At 72.8% G+C, this 17,011-nt stretch carries 11 protein-coding genes and 1 tRNA gene; 4 read left to right on the top strand and 8 right to left on the bottom strand.

The annotated features are described in order from the left end of the window. The first annotated feature begins 64 nt into the window (after positions 1–64). Positions 65–1,123, top strand: coding sequence for a lipoate--protein ligase family protein (locus tag ACT3SP_RS07100; RefSeq protein WP_444586698.1), 1,059 nt, complete (start codon positions 65–67; stop codon positions 1,121–1,123). Positions 1,124–1,173: 50 nt separating this feature from the next. Here ACT3SP_RS07100 and ACT3SP_RS07095 read toward each other — a convergent pair whose 3' ends face one another. Beyond that, a complete protein-coding gene (locus ACT3SP_RS07095; protein ID WP_444586561.1) occupies positions 1,174–1,938 on the bottom strand; it encodes a metallophosphoesterase family protein in 765 nt (254 codons plus the stop codon). Positions 1,939–2,057: 119 nt separating this feature from the next. On the opposite strand from ACT3SP_RS07095, the gene valS reads away from it, so the two are divergent. Next, the gene (valS, locus tag ACT3SP_RS07090; protein WP_444586560.1) at positions 2,058–4,775 is read left to right on the top strand and encodes a valine--tRNA ligase; all 2,718 of its coding nucleotides are present in this window, start codon (positions 2,058–2,060) and stop codon (positions 4,773–4,775) included. A 29-nt stretch (positions 4,776–4,804) separates the two neighbouring features. Next, positions 4,805–5,296, top strand: coding sequence for a hypothetical protein (locus tag ACT3SP_RS07085; RefSeq protein WP_444586559.1), 492 nt, complete (start codon positions 4,805–4,807; stop codon positions 5,294–5,296). 125 nt (positions 5,297–5,421) lie between these two features. On the opposite strand, the gene ACT3SP_RS07080 is transcribed toward ACT3SP_RS07085, so the two are convergent. From ACT3SP_RS07080 to ACT3SP_RS07065, 4 genes are all read right to left on the bottom strand, one after another. Further along, entirely contained in the window at positions 5,422–6,750 is a 1,329-nt protein-coding gene (locus tag ACT3SP_RS07080; RefSeq protein WP_444586558.1) for a WXG100 family type VII secretion target, read from the bottom strand. A 179-nt stretch (positions 6,751–6,929) separates the two neighbouring features. Then, on the bottom strand, positions 6,930–8,720 hold the full coding sequence (gene selB / locus ACT3SP_RS07075) for a selenocysteine-specific translation elongation factor (protein WP_444586557.1): 1,791 nt from the start codon (positions 8,718–8,720) through the stop codon (positions 6,930–6,932). Beyond that, positions 8,720–10,171: an L-seryl-tRNA(Sec) selenium transferase gene (gene selA / locus ACT3SP_RS07070; RefSeq protein WP_444586556.1), complete on the bottom strand. Its 1,452-nt coding sequence runs from the start codon at positions 10,169–10,171 to the stop codon at positions 8,720–8,722. The genes selB and selA overlap by 1 nt, the downstream gene beginning before the upstream one ends. A gap of 51 nt (positions 10,172–10,222) precedes the next feature. Next, positions 10,223–10,317 (bottom strand) — tRNA-Sec (locus ACT3SP_RS07065). An 85-nt stretch (positions 10,318–10,402) separates the two neighbouring features. Here ACT3SP_RS07065 and selD point away from each other — a divergent pair. Then, positions 10,403–11,422: a selenide, water dikinase SelD gene (gene selD / locus ACT3SP_RS07060; RefSeq protein WP_444586555.1), complete on the top strand. Its 1,020-nt coding sequence runs from the start codon at positions 10,403–10,405 to the stop codon at positions 11,420–11,422. An 87-nt stretch (positions 11,423–11,509) separates the two neighbouring features. On the opposite strand, the gene nrfD is transcribed toward selD, so the two are convergent. From nrfD to fdnG, 3 genes are read right to left on the bottom strand one after another with little or no spacing between them, the layout of a single operon-like run. Next, on the bottom strand, positions 11,510–12,628 hold the full coding sequence (gene nrfD, locus ACT3SP_RS07055) for an NrfD/PsrC family molybdoenzyme membrane anchor subunit (RefSeq protein ID WP_444586554.1): 1,119 nt from the start codon (positions 12,626–12,628) through the stop codon (positions 11,510–11,512). Beyond that, on the bottom strand, positions 12,625–13,626 hold the full coding sequence (locus tag ACT3SP_RS07050) for a 4Fe-4S dicluster domain-containing protein (protein ID WP_444586553.1): 1,002 nt from the start codon (positions 13,624–13,626) through the stop codon (positions 12,625–12,627). Before ACT3SP_RS07050 ends, nrfD begins: the two co-directional genes overlap by 4 nt. Continuing rightward, a complete protein-coding gene (fdnG, locus tag ACT3SP_RS07045; protein ID WP_444586552.1) occupies positions 13,623–16,919 on the bottom strand; it encodes a formate dehydrogenase-N subunit alpha in 3,297 nt (1,098 codons plus the stop codon). Before fdnG ends, ACT3SP_RS07050 begins: the two co-directional genes overlap by 4 nt. Between the last annotated feature and the right edge of the window lie 92 nt (positions 16,920–17,011).

The following is a 17,011-nucleotide window of genomic DNA, read 5'->3' as shown; positions in this document are numbered from 1 at the left end:
CTGCGGGACAATGGCCGGCATGGAGATGATGCCCGGCATGGATGAGCGCAGCGACAGCACGGTGATGCACGGCGAGTACAAGGTGCGCGGCGGCAAGCTGGTGGCGGTCGACGTCACCGCGGCCGAGGGGACGATCACCACCGCCCACGTGTTCGGCGACTTCTTCCTCGAGCCGGACGACGCCCTCGAGGACCTCGGCGCAGCGCTGGTGGGCATGTCCACCGAGGCGACCGCCGCGGAGCTGGGCGCCGCGATCACCGCCCGCCTCGAGGCGCGCGCGGATCCGGTGCAGATGATCGGCTTCGGCACCGAGTCCGTCGCGATCGCGGTGCGGCGAGCGCTCGGCCACGCCTCGAGCTGGGAGGACCTCACCTTCGACGTGATCGGCCCGGTGGTGCTGCCGCCCGTGATGCACGTGGCCCTCGACGAGGTGCTGCCCCAGGAGATGATCGCAGGACGCCGCGGGCCCCACTTCCGGATCTGGGACTGGGACTCCCCGCTGGTGGTGATCGGCTCCTACCAGTCGCTGCGCAACGAGATCGACGCCGAGGGCGCGGCGCGCCACGGCATCGGCGTGGTGCGACGCATCACCGGCGGCGGTGCGATGTTCATGGAGCAGGGCAACTGCATCACCTACTCGCTCGTGGTGCCCACCTCGCTGGTGGAGGGGCTGAGCTTCGAGCAGGCCTACGCCTATCTCGACGACTGGGTGATGGGCGCGCTCGCCGAGATCGGGGTGCGGGCCCACTACGTGCCCCTGAACGACATCGCCTCGGAGCAGGGGAAGATCGGCGGCGCCGCCCAGCGCCGCTTCGCCGGCGGGGTGCTGCTGCACCACGTGACCATGAGCTACGACATCGACGCCGACAAGATGGCAGAGGTGCTGCGGATCGGCCGCGAGAAGCTCTCCGACAAGGGGACCCGCAGCGCGAACAAGCGGGTGGACCCGATGCGCTCGCAGACCGGTCTCGCCCGTGAGCAGATCATCGACGGGTTCCTGGACTTCTTCCGCGCCCGCTACGACACCACGGAGTCGACCTACACCGAGGACGAGCTCGCCACGGCGCAGGAGCTGGTGCGGACCAAGTTCGGCACCGAGGAATGGACCATGCGGGTGCCGTGAGGCGAGCGGACGGCACCGAGGGGGCGCCCCGCGGCACCGGGCTCCGGGTCTCAGACGCCGCTGAGACCGAGCTCCGCGTGACGCCCGCGATAGATGCCGGTGCGCAGCTCGATCGCGTACGCCTCGGCCTCCGGCATCCCCAGCGCGCAGGCCGCGGCGATCTCCGCCTCCACGTCATAGTCCACCCGGACGAACTGGATCCCGAAGGACGAGCGCGCCCTCCCGCCGGCGTCCCCCTCGAGGATCGCGTACGAGGGGACCGGCTCGTCGAGCTGGTTGCCGACGCTGCCGGTGTTCACCAGCGTCCCCGCAGGGCCGGAGCGCAGATAGGGATCGTGGATGTCTCCGTAGACGAGCACGTCGGCCCGCTCCGTGCCCCCGCTGAAGGCGGTGGGGTCGAACATCATCGAGTACTCGGCCTCGCTGTGCTCCCGATGCACGCGGGTGAACTCGTCCACCGGGGAGGCATGGACCAGGCGCACGCGCCGACCGGCCAGACGCAGGTCGACGCCGCCCGGCAGCGAGGAGAGCCAACGACGGTCCTCGACGCCGAGCTCCTCGCGCCACCAGCGCTGGCCCTCGGTGACGATCTCGCCGTCCCCGGCGACGAACACCTCCCAGTTCCCCCGCACGGTCGCCTCGCAGCGCTCGCGGGTCAGGGCCGTGCAGGCGCTCCCGCGCGGCCCCTTGCCGACCACGTCGCCGAGGTTCAGCACCCGGGAGATGCCGCGCTCGGCGATGTCGGCGAGCACCGCCTCGTAGGCGGTGAGGTTGCCGTGCACGTCGGAGACCAGGGCGATGCGCTCGAAGGACATGGCTCCACGGTACGTGCGCTCGCCGTCACGGTCGGCGCGCGGGCCGCCCCCGCACGCGAGGGCGCTCACACTGCCGCCTCCTGCGTTGCACCGCTGCGCAGACCTGGAACAATGTCCCCATGACCGATACCGCACCGCGCCCTGACGCCCAGACCTCGATCCCCGACCGCCCCTCGCTCGAGGGTCTCGAGGAGAAGTGGGACGGCGTATGGAGCGAGCAGGAGCTCTACGCCTTCGATCCGGACACCACTCGTGACCAGGTCTTCAGCGTCGACACCCCGCCGCCGACGGCCTCGGGCTCCCTGCATGTCGGCCACGTGTTCGGCTACTCCCAGGCGGACATGATCGTGCGCTACCAGCGCATGCGCGGCAAGAACGTGTTCTACCCGCTGGGCTGGGACGACAACGGCCTGCCCACCGAGCGCCGCGCCCAGAACTACTACGGGGTGCGCTGCGATCCGACGCTGCCCTACGACCCGGACTTCACGCCCCCGCAGGAGGGCGGCTCCAACAAGTCCTCGAAGGCCGCGAACCAGATCCCGATCTCGCGGAAGAACTTCATCGAGCTGTGCGAGCAGCTGACCACCCTCGACGAGAAGTCCTTCGAGGAGGTGTTCCGCACCCTCGGGCTCTCGGTGGACTGGAACCACAGCTACCAGACGATCGACGCGGCCTCCCGCGCGACCAGCCAGCGCGCCTTCCTCGAGAACCTCGCCGCCGGGCAGGCCTACCAGTCCGAGGCCCCCACCATGTGGGACGTCACCTACCGCACCGCCGTCGCCCAGGCCGAGCAGGAGGACCGCGACCGCGAGGGCGCCTACCACCGGATCGGCTTCACCCGCACCGGCGCGGCCGAGGGCGACGGGACCACCGGCTCCACCGTGTACATCGAGACCACGCGTCCCGAGCTGCTGCCGGCCTGCGTGGCCCTCGTCGCCCACCCGGAGGACGAGCGCTACCAGGACCTGTTCGGCACCACCGTCACCTCTCCCCTGTTCGGGGTGGAGGTGCCGGTGCTGGCGCACCCGCTGGCCCAGCCCGACAAGGGCGCCGGCATCGCGATGATCTGCACCTTCGGCGACTCCAACGACGTCACCTGGTGGCGCGAGCTCGAGCTGCCCACCCGCTCGGTGGTGGGGCGCGACGGCCGCTTCCTGCCCGAGGCGCCCTGGATCACCACCGAGGAGGGGCGCGCCGCGTACGCCGAGCTGGTGGGGCTGACCGTGTTCAGCGCCCAGAAGCGCGTGGTCGAGATGGTCACCGAGTCCGGTGACCTCGTCGGCGAGCCGCAGAGGATCTCCCACCCGGTGAAGTTCTACGAGAACGGCGACAAGCCGCTCGAGTTCGTCACCTCGCGGCAGTGGTACCTCACCAACGGCGGCCGCGACACCACCGAGGGCGGTCTGCGCGACGCCCTGATCGAGCGCGGGCGCGAGCTGACCTGGCATCCCGCCTACATGGAGTCGCGCTACCGCAACTGGGTGGAGGGCCTGGCCGGGGACTGGCTGATCTCCCGCCAGCGCTTCTACGGCGTGCCCTTCCCGGTCTGGTACGCGGTGGGCGCCGACGGTGAGACCGACTACGACACCGTGCTGACCCCGCCGGTCGAGTCGCTGCCGATCGATCCGACGATCGACGTGCCCCCCGGGTACGAGGAGTCCCAGCGCGGCGTGCCGGGCGGCTTCGTCGCCGACCCCGACATCCTCGACACCTGGGCGACCTCCTCGCTGTCCCCGCAGCTCGCGGGCGGCTGGAACGCCGCCGACGGTGGTGAGGGCCGTTCGTCGGGCGGGAGCCTGTTCGAGAAGGTCTACCCGATGGACCTGCGCCCCCAGGGCCACGACATCATCCGCACCTGGCTGTTCTCCACGATCGTGCGCTCGCACCTGCAGCAGGACGCGCTGCCGTGGAAGCACGCCTCGATCAACGGCTGGATCCTGGACCCGGACCGCAAGAAGATGTCGAAGTCCAAGGGCAACGTGGTCACCCCGATCGGCCTGCTGCAGCAGCACGGCTCCGACGGGGTGCGCTACTGGGCCGGCCGCGCCCGCCAGGGGGTGGACACCGCCTTCGACGAGGGGCAGATGAAGATCGGCCGTCGCCTGGCGATCAAGATCCTCAACGCCTCGAAGTTCGCCCTCGGCTTCGGTGAGGCCCCGGCGGACCCCTCGGGCCGCCTCGCGGCGGATCCGGCCGTGGTCTCCGACCCCTTGGACCGCGCCCTGCTCGCCCGACTGGCCGACGTGGTCGACCAGGCCACCGCCGCCTTCGACGAGATGGACTACGCCCGCGGCCTCGAGGTCGCCGAGCCCTTCTTCTGGGCGTTCTGCGACGACTACATCGAGCTGGTCAAGGAGCGGGCCCACGGCAACTCCCCCGCCGGGGAGGCCGGCGCCGCCTCGGCGCGCGCCGCTCTCGCGATCGCGCTCGAAGTGCTGCTGCGGCTGTTCGCCCCGGTGGTCGTGTTCGCGACCGAGGAGGTCTGGTCGTGGTGGCGCGACGGCAGCGTCCACACCCAGTCCTGGCCCGAGGCCGCGCCGCTGCGCGAGGCCGCCGCCGGGCAGGACGCCGCGCTGGTGGACTCGGTGGCGCAGGCCGCGATCACCCTGCGCCGCATCAAGTCCGATGCGAAGGTCTCGCAGAAGACCCCGATCCTGGCCGTGACCGTGGAGGCGCCGCAGTCCGTTCTCCCCCACCTCGAGGCCGCGGCCGCGGACCTCACCGCGCTGGGGCGGATCGAGGAGCTCGAGCTGGCGGTCGGCGAGGGCGAGCAGATCCTCACCCGCGACATCGAGCTCGGCGAGCCGCCGGTGAAGCAGCCGCGGAACAAGGGCTGATCGCCGCTCCGCGGCCGAGAGGGGACTGCATGCGCTCCATCACCGTTCGGGCGGGCTCGAGCTCACATCTGATGTGGGCCGGTGCCGCACTGGTCCTCATCGGCGCCCTCACCGCGCTGTTCGCCGTGGCCCTGCTGGTCCGGGGTGAGCTGCTGGGTGCCGCACTGGTGGTGCTGCTCGGACTGGCGGTGATCGCGGCCGGGGTGGTGCTGTTCGTGCTCGCGCGCCGTGCCGCGGCACATCTCGACGCCCGCGGCATCGCCTGGTCCACGATGCTCGGCGCCCGCAGCTTCGTCCCCTGGGAGCAGGTGCACCAGGTGGTGGTCCCCGAGATGAACGAGCCCGGCGACGCCGTGCTGCTGCGGCTCCGGGACGGCACCGTGGTGCCGATCGCCGCACTGCGCAAGACGCAGACCGCCGACGAGGGCACGGGTGCTCATCCCTGGTATCTGCGAGCCGGGGCCGCCGTGGTCCGGGCGCATCAGGAGTGGCTGGCCCAGCACCCGCCGCCGAGCCGCTGAGCCACCCGCGGCGAGGCTCGCTCCGAGACCGACGACGGGGCCGACGACGGGGCCGACAGCCTCGCTGACGGCCGGGCCGGAACGGTCGGACCTCGGAGTCGGCACCGGGCCGACGGCGGAGCCGGTCAGTCGAAGGGGTTCAGGGAGCTGACCGCGCTCCCCACCGCGCTGGTGCCGCTGTTCCACGCGCCCTGCACGTCGTCGATCGCGTCGTCGACGTTGTAGTCGCCGGGGGTGATCGACTCGACGATCGCATTGGGGCTGACCGAGATCGCTCCGCCCCCTCCCAGTCCGAGCTCGGCGGCGAACTTGCCGCCGGCGTTGAAGGAGATCTCGTCGGTGGAGATGGTGTAGCCGCCGCTGGCGCTGGCCCCGGCCCCTGCGGTGGCGCTGGCGCTCCCGGAGACCGAGAACCAGCCGTTGGGGCCGTTCACCTCGTACTCCTGCTTGTACTCCGCGCCGGCGAAGGCGCCCCCGCTGAACCCGCTGCTGAACCCGTTGACCTCGCCATCGGCGTTGCGCGTGACGTGCTGGTGGGCAGTGGCGTGAGCATCTGCGCCCACCCAGCCGCTCTGCGTCATCCCGGCCGAGGCGCCCGACTCATGGGTGATGGCCGTGGTGTTCTCCACGTAGGCACCGCTGCCTGCCCGGGCGCCGACGCTGTAGCCGTCAGGGCCGACGGTGCCGCCCGCCTCGGCATAGGCCTCGATCCCGACGGCGGCCGAGGAATCGATCCCGAAGCCCCCGGGCAGGTTCAGATGGTTGTCCATCCCGGCCTCGAGGCTGCCCCGGCCACCGATCCTCCCGGTCACGTTGCCGTACGGGTCCGTGCTGCTGCTCATGCCGGCGCTGTAGTTCGCCCCCGCGTAGACGTCGACGTGGCCGGCCTCGTTCTCGATCTCGCGACCGGGTGCGAGCTCCTCGTTGTAGTTGAACCAGTCGCCGAGGGGCTGGTCCTGGTCGTACTGCTGGCGCCGGCGTCCGTACCCGTCACCGCCGTAGAACTCCTGCGGTCCGGTGGCCCCACCGCCCGAGAACCAGTCGCCGACGGCGTCGCCGAGGCGATCGACCACGTCGGGTCCCAGAGGGAGCCCGGGGATCGGGAGGGGCAGCGGCATGATCGGTCCCGGGAAGGGGAAGGGCCCCGGGAGGAGGTCGCGGAGGATGTCCAGCAGTCCGCCGCCGTCCCCGGCCGAGGCACGGTCCTGCTCGTCGGCATGGTCCTCGAGCTCCCGGGCCAGGCGGCGCAGGGTCTCGCCCGCCTCCCGTGCCCGGCCCTCGGCCTCCGCGTGCCAGCTCGCCCGGAAGGACTCCGCATCCGGCCCCACCCACTCGACGCCGTCGACCGTCGAGGAGAGCAGGGAGATCAGCTCGGCCAGTCTCTGCGCACCCCCGGTGCAGGCCGTGGACTGCCCGCGCATCTGCTCCGTGTCGCCGCCGTAGAAGCCGCTCATCCACTCTCCCCTGACCTCGTCACCGTGCGGTGCGTCCGTGTCGTCCTCGAATCCTGCCGTGCTCCGCTGCCGCCGTCGCGCGTGGCCTGTGGCCTGCAGCAGGTGGGACAGCGGTCCTCAGACTAGGCGCGCACCGGGCATCCGCCCATGGGGAGGACTCCCCATCACCGCGGCATCGTTCAGCGCACGACCTCCCGGTGCCCGGCGTCCACCCGGCGGGTCCAGCCGCGGGCGTCGAGGTGCTCGAGCAGGGGGATGGCCACGCGGCGGGTGGTGTCCAGGGCCTGCCGGGCCTGACTGGTGGTGAAGGGCTGGGGCAGCGCGGCGAGCTCGCGCATGGCCAGAGCGGGCGCTGCGGGCAGCAGGATCACCTCCTCGGGCAGGCGCAGCAGCCTGCCCTGCGCGGCGGCGGCGGCGAGCTCCCGCGGGCCCAGGCGCAGCGCGGCGAGGTCCTCGGCCTCGGGGGCCCGGAAGGGGGCCTCCCGCAGCCGTGCCTCGAGTGCCGTCACCCCCTGCTCGGCCGCTCCGAGCCCGCGCGGGGTCGTCACGTCGCGCACCCGTCCGGCGACCAGGTCGAGGCCGGCGTCCTCCGCCACCGCCTCGAGGAGGCCGGGGTCCGGCAGGTCGAGGGCGTCGGCGGCGGCCTTGCCCGAGAGGCCGGCGGAGAGCGGATGCGCGGTGCGGTCCTCGCGCACCAGCTCCGCGAGCCGGTCCCTCCAGCGGCTCATCGCCGCGGTGTCCACGAGCAGGTCACCGTGGCGGCGCACCTGGTCCGGCAGCAGGTGCGGGATCACGTGCCCGTGCCGGGCCAGCACCTCCTCGCGGACCGCCCCGCGCCGACGGACCTCGGCCGCGAGGTCCCCGTCCTCGGGGAGCCCCTCGAGGACCGCGCGGCGTCGGGCCCCGTCGCCGCGCCGGTCCAGCACGGGCGGGTCCACGTCGAGCACCAGCGCGCCGCTGCGCACCGCGTGACTGCCGCTGCCGCGCAGCACCATCCGGTCCCCGACCCTCAGCGGCAGCGGCCGGGAGAGGGTGAGGCGGGCATGGTCCGGGCCGAAGGGCCGCGCCCGGGCGGGCACCGAGGCGGTGCCGACATGGACCACCAGCTCGGTGGGAGACTCGGCGAGGTCCTCCCCGCTGCGATGCCGCACGTCCACCACGGTGGTGAGGGTCCAGGCCCCCGGGGTGAGCAGCGCGTCGCCGCGGGAGATCTCCTCGGCGGCCGCTCCGCGGAGGTTCACGGCGGCACGGCTGACGGGGCCGAGCCGGTCCACCGGACCGCCGCGGCTCTGCAGCCCGCGCACCGCCACCTCCCCGGTCCGCTCCGCGCCGCACAGCGCGAGACGGTCCTCCCGGCGCAGCGTCCCGGCGGCGAGCGTCCCGGTGACCACGGTCCCCGCCCCGGAGATGCTGAAGGAGCGGTCGATCCACAGCCGCACCCGCTGCGCGGGGTCCGGTTCCCGGGCGGCGTCGACCGTGGTGTCGAGCTGGGCACGCAGCACGTCCATCCCCTGGCCGGTGAGAGCGGAGACGGCGACCACGGGGGCGTCCGCGAGCCCGGTCCCGGCCAGCTCCGTGCGCGCCTGGGCGGTCACGGCCTCGACCCGGTCGGGCGGCGCCAGGTCGGCGCGGGTGAGAACCACCAGTCCCTGGTCGATGCCGAGTGCCGCGACCGCGTCGCGGTGGTCCGAGGACTGCTCCCGCCACCCCTCGTCGGCGGCGACCACGAAGCAGACGATCGGCGCGGGGCCGAGCCCGGCGAGCATGTTGCCGAGGAACCGCTCATGGCCGGGGACGTCCACGAAGGACACCTCGCGGCCCGAGGGCAGGGTGGTCCAGGCGAAGCCGAGGTCGATGGTGAGACCTCGCCGGCGCTCCTCCGCCCACCGGTCCGGCTCGATCCCGGTCAGGGCGCGGATCAGGGTGGACTTGCCGTGATCGACGTGACCGGCGGTGGCGACGACCTGCATCAGTGCACCGGATCGCGGGGCGCGGCGGTCGCCGGGGGCGGGCGCCGTGCGGGATCCTCTCCGGGGTCGGGGGTTCCTCCCGCCCGCTCGAGGGCTCCTTCCGTCCGGTCGGCGCCGCGGGGGCGGAGCCGTTCCCGGGCCGCGGCGACGGCCTCCGTGAGGTCGTCCTCGCGCTCCTCGGGCACGCAGCGCAGGTCCAGGAGGCACGCGCCGTCGCGGACGGTGCCGACCACGGCCGGGTCCCCGGTCCGCAGCGAGGCGGCGAGCTCCTCCTCGACGGCGATCGCCCAGCCGGGCAGCGGCACCTCGGCCCCTCCCCCGCCGCCGACGCGGCCCTCGTGCGCGACGGTGCGTCCGTCGATCCGGGCCGCGAGCGCTTCGGTGCGCGCACGCAGCGCGTCCGGCTCGGTGCGCAGCGCGGCGAGCACCGGCGGGACGGGCCCGGCGAGCGTCGCCTCGATCCCGGCGAGCGCGAGCTTGTCGGCACGGACCGCACGGGCCAGCGGATGCCGGGCCAGGCGGGCGATCACCTCGCGCCGGCCCAGCAGGATCCCGGCCTGCGGCCCGCCGAGGAGCTTGTCACCGCTGGTGATGACGACGTCGGCGCCCGCGGAGAGCGCCGAGGCGGCGTCCGGTTCCGCCGGCAGGGCGGACTCCGGACCCAGCAGGCCGGAGCCGAGATCGGCGATCAGCGGCAGGCCGTGCTCGTGGGCGATCCCGGCGAGCTCCTCGATCCCGACCTCGCTGGTGAAGCCCTCGATGCGGTAGTTGCTGGTGTGGACCTTGAGGAGCGCGCCGATGCTCCCCGCGGAGCACGCCGCGCGGTAGTCGCTGCCGTGGGTGCGATTGGTGGTGCCGACCTCCCGCACCCGTGCCCCCGCGGAGACGACCAGCTCCGCGAGCCGGAACCCGGCACCGATCTCGACCAGCTCCCCCCGGCTCCACACCACCTCCCGGCCCGCGGCGAGCGCCGTGGTGGCCAGCAGCAGAGCGGCGGCGCCGTTGTTGACCACCAGCGCGTCCTCCGCCGCGGGGCACGCCTCCAGCAGTGCGGCCCGGGCCCCGGCGCCGCGGCGGGAGCGGGCGCCGGTGGCGAGGTCGAACTCGACGTCGGTGTACCCAGCGGCGTCCTGCACCGCCTGCTGCGCCGCGGGCGAGAGCGGGGCCCGGCCGAGATTCGTGTGGACGATGACGCCGGTCGCGTTGAGCACGGGGCGCAGCGAGGACGCGGTCCTCTCCCCGAGCGCCCCGAGCACGGCGTCCAGCACCTGCTCGGGGGAGATCGCTCCGGAGCGCGCACGGTCCTGCGCGGCGCGCACCACCTCCCGCACCACCCGGTCTCCCAGGGATGCGGCGGCCGCGGCGATCTCGGGCCGGGCCAGCAGCGCATCGGTGCGAGGGATCCGACGACGGGGGTCCCCGGCGGGCGGTGCGGGATCGGTCTCGGACACGGTGACCTCCTCGGCACGCGGGCGGGGACCCGGCGGGCGACCGGGAACGGTTGGCGGAGGCGGACGGGAATCGAACCCGCCAGACCGAGATGCTCGGTCTCACCAGTTTTGAAGACTGGGGCGCCCACCAGGACACGTACGCCTCCGCCGAGCACGGTATCACTGCAGGACCAGCGACGACGCTCACCCTCGCCCGCCGGACCGGGCCAGGACCGGGCTAGGCTCGGGACCATGAGCACCCCCGAGATCCGACCCCTGGCCCAGCCCTCGATCCGCCTGACCACCATGGCGCACGGCGGCGGCTGCGCCTCGAAGATCCCGCCGGGCGAGCTCGAGGAGGTCGTCTCGGCGCTCTCCGGCCAGCAGTACGAGCAGGTGATCGTGGGCCTGGACGACGGCGACGACGCGGCCGCGGTGCGGATCGGCGGGGCCGACGGCGAGACCGCCGTGCTCTCGACCGCGGACTTCTTCACCCCGGTCGTGGACGATGCCTTCGACTGGGGCCGGATCGCGGCGGCGAACGCGCTGTCCGACATCTACGCCATGGGCGGGGAGCCGGTGGTCGCGATCAACCTGGTGGGCTGGCCCCGGGAGGTGCTGCCCTACGAGCTGCTGCAGCAGGTGCTCGCCGGGGGCCTCGCGATCGCGAGGGAGGCCGGGGTGCCGGTGATCGGCGGTCACTCGGTCGACGACCCGGAGCCGAAGTACGGCATGGCCGTCACCGGCACCGCGCCGGCGGACCGCCTGCTGCGCAACGACGCCGCCGTGGCAGGGCAGCCGATCACGCTCACCAAGCCGCTCGGGGTGGGGCTGCTGAACAACCGGATGAAGTCCACCGGCGAGGTCTCCGCCGCGGCGATCGAGGTGATGACGGCCCTGAACCGCGACGCGTCCCGGGCGGCGCTCGACGCCGGGGCCCGGGCCGCGACGGACGTGACGGGATTCGGACTGCTGGGCCATCTGTTCAAGATGGGCCGCGCCTCCGGGGTGGGCATGGTCGTCGATCGGGCGGCGGTGCCGCTCGTGGACGGTGCCGCCGAGGCGCTGCGCGACGGGTACGTCTCCGGCGGGACCCGTCGGAACCTCGACTGGGTGCGTCCCGCGGTCGAGGCGGCTCCCGGGATCACCGAGGACGACCTGCTGCTGCTCGCCGATGCGCAGACCTCCGGCGGTCTGCTCGTGGTCGGCGAGGTGCCCGGCCACCCGGTGATCGGCGAGACCGTCACGGGCGAGGGGATCCGGGTGCGCTGACCTGCGGTGACCCGTTCTCGCCCGGCGCGCGTCCGGCGGTCGCCCGGCTCCCGTCGGTCGGGGACCGGGAGCCGCGCGGGAGGGCTCTCAGCCGGAGGTGGTGATCGAGTCGCCGGTGATCCCGGCGGCGCGACGTGCCGCGAGGCGCGCGCGCTGCGGCTCGATCACGCGGCGCGGGTCCTTCACGGACTCGAGACCCGCGTAGAGCACCCCGAACCGGGTCAGGGCCGAGGAGGTCACGAGGGCCGCGCCGCTCGCCGCCGCGATCCACCGGTTCCTCCCGCCCAGCACTGTGCCCACGCCGCCGGCGATCGCCAGGCGCTCCGCCCACGTCAGCAGCGTGCCCGCCCGTCCGGTCCGCAGCGGCTCGGCCTCGAGCGGATGCATCGACTCCTTCATGCGGTGCATGGAGACCACGTCGCCGACCACGCCCGCCGCCGCGAGCAGCCGCGCGGGCCGAGCCTCGGCCACCGGGACGGTGAGCATCGCGGCCCCGCCCGAGGCGAGGCTCGCCGAGGAGACGAAGAGGTAGGAGAGGTGCCCGCGCCCGGCCTCCCAGGTGGGCACCACGGTGTTGCCGAGCAGGGCTCCCGTGTACGAGGCGAGCAGCGGGGCCAGCACCACCTGGCCCAGCGCCGACGGTCCCTCGGCGGCGCCCAGCGCTCGGCGCAGCGGTCCCAGGGGGAGCCGCTCCCCCGTCATCCTGTCCACCTCGATCGCACCGAGCACGCCCGAGAAGCTCGCGAAGCCGCTCACCACCCAGGTCCCCAGGCTCATCGGAGAGGTGACCTTCACCGTGCGCATCATGTTCAGGAATCGCTCGGGCCGGCCGAGGTCCTCGATGAGGGCGAGGGTGCCCGCACCCACGGTGCCCAGCGCCATCAGGCGCGCACTGCGTCGCAGAGCGGGACGACCGCTGTGCTGGGCGCCGAAGGCCAGCAGGGCCGACCCCCCGGCGACGCCGCCCAGGAAGAGGTAGGCGGCGATCGGCTCCTTCCACGGCGGGGCCTTCACGACGGGACGGCCGTAGTACGAGTCGAACTCGTCGCTGCGCTCGATCTCGACGTCCTCGACGACGGCCCCCTCGCGGGAGCCGTCGCCCATCCCGATCTCGCCGAGCCCTCGACGGCGACGACGGCGCGCACCGGCCCGGCGCCTGCGCGGACGCTCCGGCGGTCGGTCCGCGTCGTACTCCGTGATGCTCATCGACGAGATCCCAGGAAGGAGAGGGCGACGGCGGCGACCATCCCGGCCGCCGCGAGTCCTGCCCGGGCATAGGTCCCCGGCAGCGACTTCGTGGGCACCTGCGGATCCGGCGGCAGGCCGTACACCTCCGGCTCGTCCAGCAGAAGGAACACCGACCCCGTGCCGCCCACGCCGTCCTCGGGATTCGCCCCGTAGAGGCGCGCCTCGGTCATGCCGCGATCATGGAGGTCGGCGACGCGCTGCCGCGCGTCGGCCGTGAGGTCCGAGTGGTCGCCGAAGCGGATCGACTGCGTGGGGCAGGTCGCCGAGCAGGCGGGCTCCTCCCCGTCGACGAGCCGGTCGTAGCACAGGGTGCACTTGCTCGCCGTGCCCATGCGATCGATCGTCTCGTCCCGGTTCGCGTACGGGGAGACGGTGCCGTCGTCGCGGCGCTGGATGACCCCGAAGGGGCAGGCGCTCACGCACGTGCCGCAGCCGTTGCACACGTCCTCCTGGACCACGACGGAGCCGTGCTCGGAGCGGAAGATCGCCCCGGTCGGGCACACGTCCAGGCACCCCGCGTTGGTGCAGTGCTTGCACACGTCGGAGGACATGAGCCACCGGAACTCGGGGGTGTCCGGCGGGGTGCGGTCCGCGCCGGCGAGGTCCCCGGCGGGCAGCGCGCCGCGCGGCCCCGAGGACTTCGGGCCGATCCCGGGCATGCCGAGGCTGACCAGCTTCCGCCCCGACTCCCGGGCCTCCTCGATCCGCTCCCGGCCCTGCTCGACGAAGGCGACGTGGCGCCAGGTGTTCGCGCTGAGCTCGCCGGTGTTGTCGTAGCTCGAGCCGAGGATCTCCAGATCGCCGTCGATCGGGTTGCGGTTCCACTCCTTGCACGCCACCTCACAGGCCTTGCAGCCGATGCAGATCGAGGTGTCGGTGAAGAAGCCCTTGCGCTCGTGGTCATGGCCCCAGCCGGAGTCGGCGGCGGGTCCTTCCGGTCCGGCGAGCAGGCTCATCGGTTGTCCATCTCCTTCATCGAGCGTTCACCGCTGGGCACCGCGGAGGCCTCCTCCGGGCCCCGCACGCCCCCCGCGGTGCTGGTGTCGGCGGGTCCGAAGCCCGGGGCGCCCTCGGCGCCGTCGACCGCGGGGTGCTCGGACGGGATCAGTCCCGCACGTCGACGGTACGCCTCCACCAGCTCTCCGCGCTCCGCACCGCGGGGGCGGCGCCCCGGGACGATCGTGCACGAGTTGTTCTTGCTGTTCTGGATCTGCGTGTTGGCGTCCAGGTTCATGCCGATGAGGTCGTTGGCGCCGTCGCCCTGGACGATCGCCTCCGTGCCACGGCCCCAGTGGAAGGGCAGGCCGATCTGGTGGATGGTCCGCTCACCGACCCGCAGCGGGGTCATGCGCTCGGTGACGAGCACCTTCGCCTCGATCGCGCCGCGCGCCGAGACGATGGTGGCCCAGCCGTAGGGCTCGAGGCCGACCTCGTCGGCGAGCTCGGGCGAGACCTCGCAGTACATCTCCGGCTGCAGCTCCGAGAGGTAGGGCAGGAAGCGGCTCATGCCGCCCGCGGTGTGATGCTCGGTGATCCGGTACGTCGTGAACACGTACGGGTACACCTCGCCGCCGCTGCCCATCGCCCCGGGGGAGCTGAGGTTGTCCTCGGCCCGGAAGGTGACCCGGGTGGGGTTGGACTGCTGCTCGTACAGCGGGTTGCGGATGGTCGACTCCGGCGACTCGTAGTGGGTCGGCAGCGGACCGTCCACCATCCCCGACGGGGCGAACAGCCATCCGCGGCCGTCGGCCTGCATGGTGAACGCGTCGGTGCCGGCCAGGGCGGCGGCCCCGCCCCGCGTGGGATCGCCCGGGTCGTCGGGCCGCTTCGTCGGCGGGAAGTCGGGGACGTCGTCACCGGTCCAGCGACCGGCCTCCTCGTCCCACCACACGAGCTTCTTGCGCTCGCTCCAGGGCCTGCCCGCGGCATCGGCCGAGGCGCGGTTGTAGAGGATGCGTCGATTGGCGGGCCAGGCCCATCCCCAGTCCGCGGCGATCTCGTCCTGCTCCCGGCCGGGCGTGCGCCGTCGCGCCTGGTTGATCCCGTCGGCGTAGACGCCGCTGTAGATCCAGCAGCCCCCCGAGGTGGAGCCGTCCGCCCTCATCTCGCCGAAGGATGCCAAGGGCTGACCGGCCCTCTCGCCGGTGAGATGGCGGCCGTTGATCTCGGCCAGCACCGCCTCGGCGTCGGGCTCGCCGTGCTCGTTGACGGGATAGTCCCAGGTGAGCTCCAGGATCGCGCGGTCGCGCGGATCGGTGGAGTCCTTGAGCTTCTCGCGGATCCGCAGGCCGAGGTCGTACGTGAACTCGAGGTCGCTCTTCGCGTCCCCGGGCGGCTCCACGGCCTGGTCCCGCCACTGGACCATCCGCTGGGTCTGGGTGAACGAGCCCGCCTTCTCGGTGTGGTTCGCCGCCGGCAGGAAGAACATCTCGGTGCCGATCTGCTCCGGGGTCAGCTCCCCGGACTCGATCTCCGGTCCGTCCCTCCAGAAGGTCGCCGATTCGATCATGTAGAAGTCCCGCACCACCATCCACTTCAGGTGGGTCAGGCCGAGGCGCTGCATGCGGCCGTTCGCGGAGCCGACGGCGGGGTTCTGGCCGAACAGGAAGTAGCCGTCGACCCCGCCCTCGAGCATGCGCATCACGGTCTGGTAGGTGCCGTGGGCACCGGTCAGCCGGGGCAGGTGGTGGAAGCCCCAGTCGTTCTCCTCCGTGGCGTGCTCGCCCCACCACGCCTTGAGCAGGTTGATGGTGTAGACGTCGGCGTCCGCCCAGAAGCCCTTCTGCTCCTTCTTGCCGATCGCGCGGGTGAACTCGGCGAAGTCGTCCTGGCCCACCTTCGGCATCGGGAGGTAGCCGGGGAGGATGTGGTAGAGCGTGGGGATGTCCGTGGAGCCCTGGATGGTCGCGTGGCCGCGCAGCGCCATGATCCCGCCGCCGGGGCGCCCCATGTTGCCCATCAGCAGCTGCAGGACGCCCGAGGTGCGGATCATCTGCGCACCGCCCTGGTGCTGGGTCCATCCCAGCGCGTAGGCGAACATCGTGGTCCGCTCGCGGCCCGAGTTCTCCGCCACGGCACGGGCCAGGTACTCGAAGTCCGTCGGGTCGATGCCGCAGGTGTCCTGCACCATCTCGGGCGTGTACCGGGAGTAGTGGCGCTTCAGGATCTGGAAGACGCAGCGCGGATGCTGCAGGGTCTCGTCCCGCTCGGGCAGGCCGCGTGCGACCGAGGCCGGGTCCCCGGCGTACGACCAGGTGCTGTTGTCGTAGGTGGCGGTCTCGGGGTCGTAGCCGGAGAACATCCCCTCGAGGTCCTCGGGGTCCGCGAACTCCTCGGAGACGATCGTCGAGGCGTTGGTGAAGGTGCGCACGTACTCGGAGAAGTACAGCTCGTTCTCCAGCACGTACCGGATCACACCGCCGAGCAGCACGATGTCCGTGCCGGTGCGGATCGGGATGTGCCGATCAGCGTTGGCGGAGGTGCGGGTGAAGCGCGGATCGACATGGATCACCCGGGCGCCGCGCTTCCGGGCCTCGACCACCCACTGGAAGGCCACAGGATGGGCCTCCGCCATGTTCGAGCCCTCGATGACGATGAGATCCGCGTTGGCGAAGTCCTGCACGGACTGGGTGGCGCCGCCACGGCCGAACGAGGCTCCCAGACCGGGAACCGTGGCGGAGTGTCATATGCGGGCCTGGTTCTCGATCTGGATCGCGCCCGCGGCGGTGAAGAACTTCTTGATCAGATAGTTCTCCTCGTTGTCGATGGTCGCGCCGCCGAGGCTCGCGATGCCCATCGTCCGCCTCAGCGGACGCCCCTTCTCGTCCGCGTCCTCCCAGTGCCGACGCCGCGCCTCGATGAAGCGGTCGGCGATCATGTCCATCGCGACGTCGAGGTCGAGGTCCTCCCACTCGGTCCCGTACGGGCGGCGGTAGCGCACCGTCGTCTGCCGCAGGTAGGAGTTCGCGAGCTGCTCGCTGGCCGCGCCCTTGGGGCACAGGCGACCGCGGGAGACCGGGGAGGCCGGGTTGCCCTCGATCTGGATGACCCGTCCGTCCTTGTGGAACACGCGCTGGGAGCAGCCGACCGCGCAGTAGGGGCACACGCTGTCCACCACTCCGTCGGCCGCCTCGGTGCGCGAGGCGGTGGCGCGGGTCCTCGCCGAGGTGACCGACGTGCCGCGTCCCGTGGGATCGTCCCCGCGCAGCTGCCGGATCACCGGCCAGTCGAGGAAGGTGCGTCGTGGCATGGCCCCATGCTACCAGCGGCGATCTCCGCGGGACGGCTCCCCGTGCTTCTCCTCCTCCGGTGTGATCCCCTCTCCCACCAGCATCGTCATCG

This window comes from Brachybacterium sp. AOP43-C2-M15 (assembly GCF_052446295.1).
Taxonomy (GTDB): Bacteria; Actinomycetota; Actinomycetes; order Actinomycetales; family Dermabacteraceae; genus Brachybacterium.
Note: the sequence above shows the minus strand (reverse complement) of the source record. Positions and strands in the feature narration are given on the sequence as shown.